The sequence below is a fragment of the Novosphingopyxis sp. YJ-S2-01 genome, assembly GCF_016093175.1.
Lineage (GTDB): Bacteria > Pseudomonadota > Alphaproteobacteria > Sphingomonadales > Sphingomonadaceae > Novosphingopyxis > Novosphingopyxis iocasae.
The window spans coordinates 1-530 of the sequence record NZ_JAEDAI010000006.1 but is presented as its reverse complement, the minus strand read 5'-3'; the positions used below and the strand labels follow the sequence as shown (position 1 = coordinate 530).

The 530-nt window shown below is 65.7% G+C and carries 1 pseudogene; it reads left to right on the top strand.

Going from position 1 to position 530, the window contains the following annotated elements:
* A pseudogene (locus tag I6A82_RS14385) lies at positions 1–201 on the top strand (LysR substrate-binding domain-containing protein); the annotation flags it as partial.
* Positions 202–530: the final 329 nt, after the last annotated feature.

Here is a 530-nt window from a genome sequence, read left to right as displayed (position 1 = left end):
CTTGGCGGAGTGGGCGTGGTCCGGGTCGGGAGCTTCCATGTCGAGGACCATGTCGCTGCCGGGCGGCTGGTCGCGCTGCTCGAGCCGTTCAATCCCGGCGACCGCGAGGACATCCACGCACTCTATGTCGGCGGCGCTACCCGCCCGGCGCGGGTGCGCGTCTTCGTCGATTTTCTGGTGGAGCAACTGGGGCGGTCCTGAGCGGTATCGCATCCGCCTCTCCTGTCCCCGGCCGGGGCCACGACCGCCGGTCTTCCTTAATTGCGAGCCGTTATGGCAAACGGGATATGGTTTTTATAACCCATATGGTTCGCTATGTCAAGTTCCATTCGTCGTCCCGGCCTTTGTCGGGATGACGGTTCATGGCGGGAGGTACGGGCAGCGGGGAAGGCCCGGTTCCAGCGGCAAGAATGGGTCCCGGCCTGCGCGGGGACGGCGCTCGAGGGAGTTACTCCTCCGCCAGCGCCTTTTCCGCCGGCGGATGCAGCCGCAGTCTGGTGACTCGCTTGGGATCGGCTTCGACGATCTCC